At 64.5% G+C, this 4,330-nt stretch carries 5 protein-coding genes; 2 read left to right on the top strand and 3 right to left on the bottom strand.

What is annotated here, in order from left to right:
* Positions 1-296: 296 nt before the first annotated feature.
* Both A2J03_RS17605 and A2J03_RS17600 read left to right on the top strand, forming a co-directional pair.
* Positions 297-734 (top strand): RrF2 family transcriptional regulator, encoded by a 438-nt coding sequence (locus A2J03_RS17605; RefSeq protein WP_068376347.1) that lies wholly within the window; start codon positions 297-299, stop codon positions 732-734.
* A gap of 33 nt (positions 735-767) precedes the next feature.
* A complete protein-coding gene (locus A2J03_RS17600; protein ID WP_068376345.1) occupies positions 768-1,997 on the top strand; it encodes a globin domain-containing protein in 1,230 nt (409 codons plus the stop codon).
* 312 nt (positions 1,998-2,309) lie between these two features.
* On the opposite strand, the gene A2J03_RS17595 is transcribed toward A2J03_RS17600, so the two are convergent.
* The 3 genes from A2J03_RS17595 to A2J03_RS17590 all read right to left on the bottom strand — a co-directional run.
* Positions 2,310-3,053 carry a CPBP family intramembrane glutamic endopeptidase gene (locus A2J03_RS17595; RefSeq protein WP_068376343.1) on the bottom strand — a complete coding sequence of 248 codons (744 nt, stop codon included), beginning with the start codon at positions 3,051-3,053 and terminating at the stop codon, positions 2,310-2,312.
* 31 nt (positions 3,054-3,084) lie between these two features.
* Complete coding sequence (locus A2J03_RS30585) at positions 3,085-3,222, bottom strand: hypothetical protein (RefSeq protein ID WP_156520431.1); 138 nt, start codon at positions 3,220-3,222, stop codon at positions 3,085-3,087.
* 65 nt (positions 3,223-3,287) lie between these two features.
* A partial coding sequence (locus tag A2J03_RS17590; RefSeq protein ID WP_068376341.1) for an RNA polymerase sigma factor occupies positions 3,288-4,330 on the bottom strand: 1,043 nt, incomplete at its 5' end.

Raw genomic sequence — 4,330 nt, 5'->3', positions numbered from 1 at the left:
AGGACAGTCTGAGACGTCGGTCTGTTTCAGAGTCAGGCCCCAACTCACTGGAGAAGTCCAGTATCAACCGGACACACCCATACTCACAGTCTGATTCGGTCACTCGCCGGGCTAGACGCGCAGGTTGCAGCCTAGGCACGCGTTGCAACTTGCGCGCTCGCTGGAACGTGCGCGTCCCCGATCGGCGGCCACCCAAACCGCATCGGTGCTGGTACAAAAACCGCACGAAACGTGGTGTTCGAGCACACCAGACTAAAAGTCGCATTGTCGATGCGCATTAAACTACCGTCGGTTCCATGCAACTGACTCGCTTCAGCGATCTGGCCCTCCGGGCGATGATGTTGCTGGCCGCAGCCGGGCCCGACAGGCGATTGACAACCGGTTCCATCGCCACGCAGGTCAACGCATCGGAACACCATGTCGCAAAGGCGATAACTCGGTTGGTCGGACTCGACTGCGTTCGTGCTGTTCGCGGGCGTCGGGGTGGACTCTTTCTCACCGACACCGGACGGTCGATGCAGGTGGGGCAGTTGATTCGCCGACTCGAAGGTGACCGCGAGGTAGTCGACTGCACCGGCGGACAACCGTGCCCCCTCCTCGCTGCGTGCAGGCTGCGCCGTGCGCTGGCCGATGCCCACGAAGCGTTCTATTCCGAACTCGATCGGTACACGATCGACGACCTGGCCGCATCGCCGTTCCTTCAGCTGACGATCGCGACCGCTCCGCAGCCCTGACGGGCTCCACCAGCTCCAACGAAGGGAACACCCATGTCCATTTACTATCCAGCAGACCTCGACACCGATCTCGAACCCGAGCACGCCGACATGATTCGGGCGACTCTGCCGCTGGTCGGCGCAAACATCGACACCATCGCGAGCGTCTTCTATGCCCGCATGTTTCAAGCCCGCCCCGAGTTGCTGCGCAATCTCTTCAACCGCGGCAATCAGGCGCAGGGCGCACAGCAGCGAGCGCTGGCGGCGTCGATCGCAACGTTCGCCTCCCATCTGGTCGATCCCGATCTGCCTCATCCCGCCCAAATGCTGTCGAGGATCGGACACCGCCACGTGTCGTTGGGCATCACCGCCGATCAGTACTCGATCGTGCACGATCACCTCTTCGCCGCCATCGTCGAAGTACTCGGCGCCGAGACCGTAACTGCAGAGGTCGCTTCGGCATGGGACCGCGTCTACTGGATGATGGCCGACACTCTCATCGACTTGGAGCGTCGGCTCTACGAGGATGCCGGGGTCGATGCTGGGCAGGTCTTTCACCGGGCCACGGTGTCGCGGCGGGTGGAGGACCCGTCGGGCGCGGTCGTGATCGGCGTGATCGCCGACTGGCACCTCAGCGATCAGGATCAGCCGGGTCGATACGTGTCCGTCGGAACAACCCTGCCGGACGGTGCCAGGCAGATTCGCCAATACAGCCTCGTCACGGTGGGCGCGGACAACGAACTGACTTTCGCGGTCAAACCCGTTGCGGCGTCCGGGGGTTGCCCCGCCGGTGAGGTCTCGACGTGGATCGCAGACAACGTGCGCCCCGGCGACATGCTCGATGTCAGCATCCCGTTCGGCGACCTGCCGACCGCCGAAATCGGCTCGGAACCAGTGGTATTGATCTCGGCTGGCATCGGCATCACCCCGATGATCGGCATTCTGGAGCACCTGCACCACGCGAAATCGGACTGCGAGGTGACGGTTCTACACGCGGATGGCTCGCCGAGCAACCATCCACTGATGAAGCGTCAACGACAGCTGGTCGACGCTCTGCCGAACGCAACGCTCGAGCTGTGGTACGACCGACCGGACCACGACGAGACGGCACATCGCGGCCTGATGGACCTCTCCAACGTTGCTTTGCCTGCGGACGCACAGATCTACCTGTGCGGGAGCGGCGGATTCGTCCAGGCGGTCCGTGCGCAACTCACCGAGCGATCAATCGACCCGGCTCGAATCCATTGCGAACTCTTCGCTCCCGACGAGTGGTCGCTGGGCTGAGTTTCTTGGTTTGCTGTCTGCTGGCCCCCAGGGTGACCGAATGTCTCATTCGGTCACCTGGCGGGCTGAACGCGCACATTGCAGCCCAGGCACGCGTTGCAACTTGCGCGTTCGCTGGAACCTGCGCGGCGAGCGCCGAACCGCAGCGAGCCCCGAACCGCAGCGAATGTCTCATTCGGTCACCCTGGCGGGCTGAACGCGCACATTGCAGCCCAGGCACGCGTTGCAACTTGCGCGTTCGCTGGAACCTGCGCAGCGAGCGCCGAACCGCACCGAGACCACGCGCCCCGAACCGCACCGAGCACCGAGCATCTACGACGTCGACGCGTGCCACACCAGCGCCGCCGCGAGCGCACCGATGCCGTTGAGCGACCAGTGCAGTGCGATGGGCGCGATGAGGGAGCCGCTGCGGTTGCGCAGCCAGGTGAAGACGAGGCCTGCCGCAGCCGTCGCCAGCACTGCAGCCACGATGCCGACGATCTGACCGAACAGGCCACCGCCGAGGAAGTTGCTCAATCCGACGTTGCCTGCGGTCAGGCCCAGGGAACTCGCGATGTGCCACAGCCCGAACAGCAGGGAACCGGCTGCGAACACTCCGCGCGCGCCGTAGATGCGGCCCAGGGTGCCGTGCAGTACACCGCGGAACGCGAGTTCCTCGGGTATGACGGTCTGCAGCGGAATGACGATCATCGATGCAACCAGGGCGGCCGAGACCGTTGCGTACCTGTCGGCCATGAAGAACGGCCTCGTGATCGGCAAGAGCGCGCCGATTGCAACGACGGTGACGACCAGGCCGACGGCGGCGAGCGCGTAGATCGAACCGGTCTTCCACTGTTTCGGTGACAGGCCGAGTTCGGCCCAGCCGAGCCCCCGACGTCGGGTGAGGGCAACAAGAACTGTCGCGGCGATCGGTACCGTCGCGATGCTGGCCCATACCGTCGTGAAGTGCGCGATGAGATTGGTGGCTACCAGCACGAGTACGACGACGGCAACGTCGAGATAGGCGTGAAAGCCGCGCAGACGACCCGTCGCAGCGGCGTCCTGTCTCATGAGCATCCCACCTAGTGTACGGAGGAAACCTGAGAGATCAGCTGAACTGCGATCCGGCGAGCGCGTGTAGATCGGCAGGCCGGAACAGTCGCTCGGCGCACTCGTCCAGGTGGTGCTGGTCCTGGACGAACTCGTTGCGAAGCACGGACACGATCTTCGAGACGATCTGGTTCATGGGCTTTCTCCTCACTCGTCGTTACCCCTGTAGGAGTGACAGGGCAGGCGAGCAGTAACAACTTTTCAGCGAGGAGGTTCCGGACTCCGAGTGGTGGTGCGCGTCGTCGTGGTGGTTGTGGTCTCGTCAGCGGTCGTCGTCGTGGTCGTCGTGGTCGTCGTAGGGGTGGTGGTGACCTGAGTAGTGCTGGCGGGTTGCGTTGCTGTCACGGTGGTCGTTATCTGCTGAGCGGGGGTGGTGACGACCGGCACCGGTTGTACCGGCACCGGGCGAGCGCTGGTGACGGGTAGGGGTGGTGCTACGGGAGCGAGAGACGCGCTCGGTGGTTCGACGGCGGAGGAAATGGGCGCGGGTTGAGCCGGGAGGACCGGAATCGACGGGGGCGCGTCGACGACGTCGAACTGCGCTGGAATCGGTGGGGTGCTCGTTGCGGGTTCGATCGCGAGAATTCCGACCCCGGCGCCGACGGCGAGCAAGGCTGCACCGGCCCCGGCGAACCACACCCCGCGCTGCGAGCGTCGAGCTTGCGTCGGGAAACCTTCTCGATCGAGTGGATCGATTCGGGTGGCAAGGGCGACGAGTTCGACGTCGGCCTGCGCAGCTCCCATGATTCGATCGCGCAGCCAGAACGGGGTGATCGCCAACGGGAAAAGACCGAGTAGGACCGCGGCCCGGAACTTTCGATCCTTGATGCCGCTGCAGATCGCACACTTGTCCATGTGCCGGCCGATTCGCTTGCGCCACAGCGGAGTGAACTCTCCGTCCCACGATGCGAGCAGCTCGTCGAGACCGTCGCACGCGTTGCCACGCTCCTGCGCCACCAGCAGCACCGACAGCGACCGCTCGAGTTGGGTGCGCGCACGGGAGGTCAGCGTGCTCGCCTGGTTCATGCCGATGCCGAGGACCGCCGCGACCTGAGCGTTGTCCAGATCGTGCCGGATGCTCAGCTCCAGCACCTCGCGATCCTTCGGGCTCAGCCCCGCCGCAGCCGCCGCAACCAACGCGCGGATGTCGCGTTCCTCGGCGGCAGACTCGGTCTCGTGCGGCGCCTCGAGGTCGAAGCTGTCATCGAGCGGCACACTTCTCTTGCTCAGGCGCAGATGACGTA

Origin of the sequence: Rhodococcus sp. EPR-157 (genome assembly GCF_001647195.1) — a bacterium.
Taxonomy (GTDB): domain Bacteria; phylum Actinomycetota; class Actinomycetes; order Mycobacteriales; family Mycobacteriaceae; genus Rhodococcoides.
The sequence above is the reverse complement of the archived record's forward strand: the minus strand, read 5'-3'. Positions and strand labels throughout refer to the sequence as shown.

Bases quoted from the DNA above. Each gene is read 5' to 3' on its own strand.
- A2J03_RS17600 (WP_068376345.1), top strand. From the start codon at position 768: ATGTCCATTTACTATCCAGCAGACCTCGACACCGATCTCGAACCCGAG.
- A2J03_RS17595 (WP_068376343.1), bottom strand. From the start codon at position 3,053: ATGCTCATGAGACAGGACGCCGCTGCGACGGGTCGTCTGCGCGGCTTT.
- A2J03_RS30585 (WP_156520431.1), bottom strand. From the start codon at position 3,222: ATGAACCAGATCGTCTCGAAGATCGTGTCCGTGCTTCGCAACGAGTTC.
- A2J03_RS17605 (WP_068376347.1), top strand. From the start codon at position 297: ATGCAACTGACTCGCTTCAGCGATCTGGCCCTCCGGGCGATGATGTTG.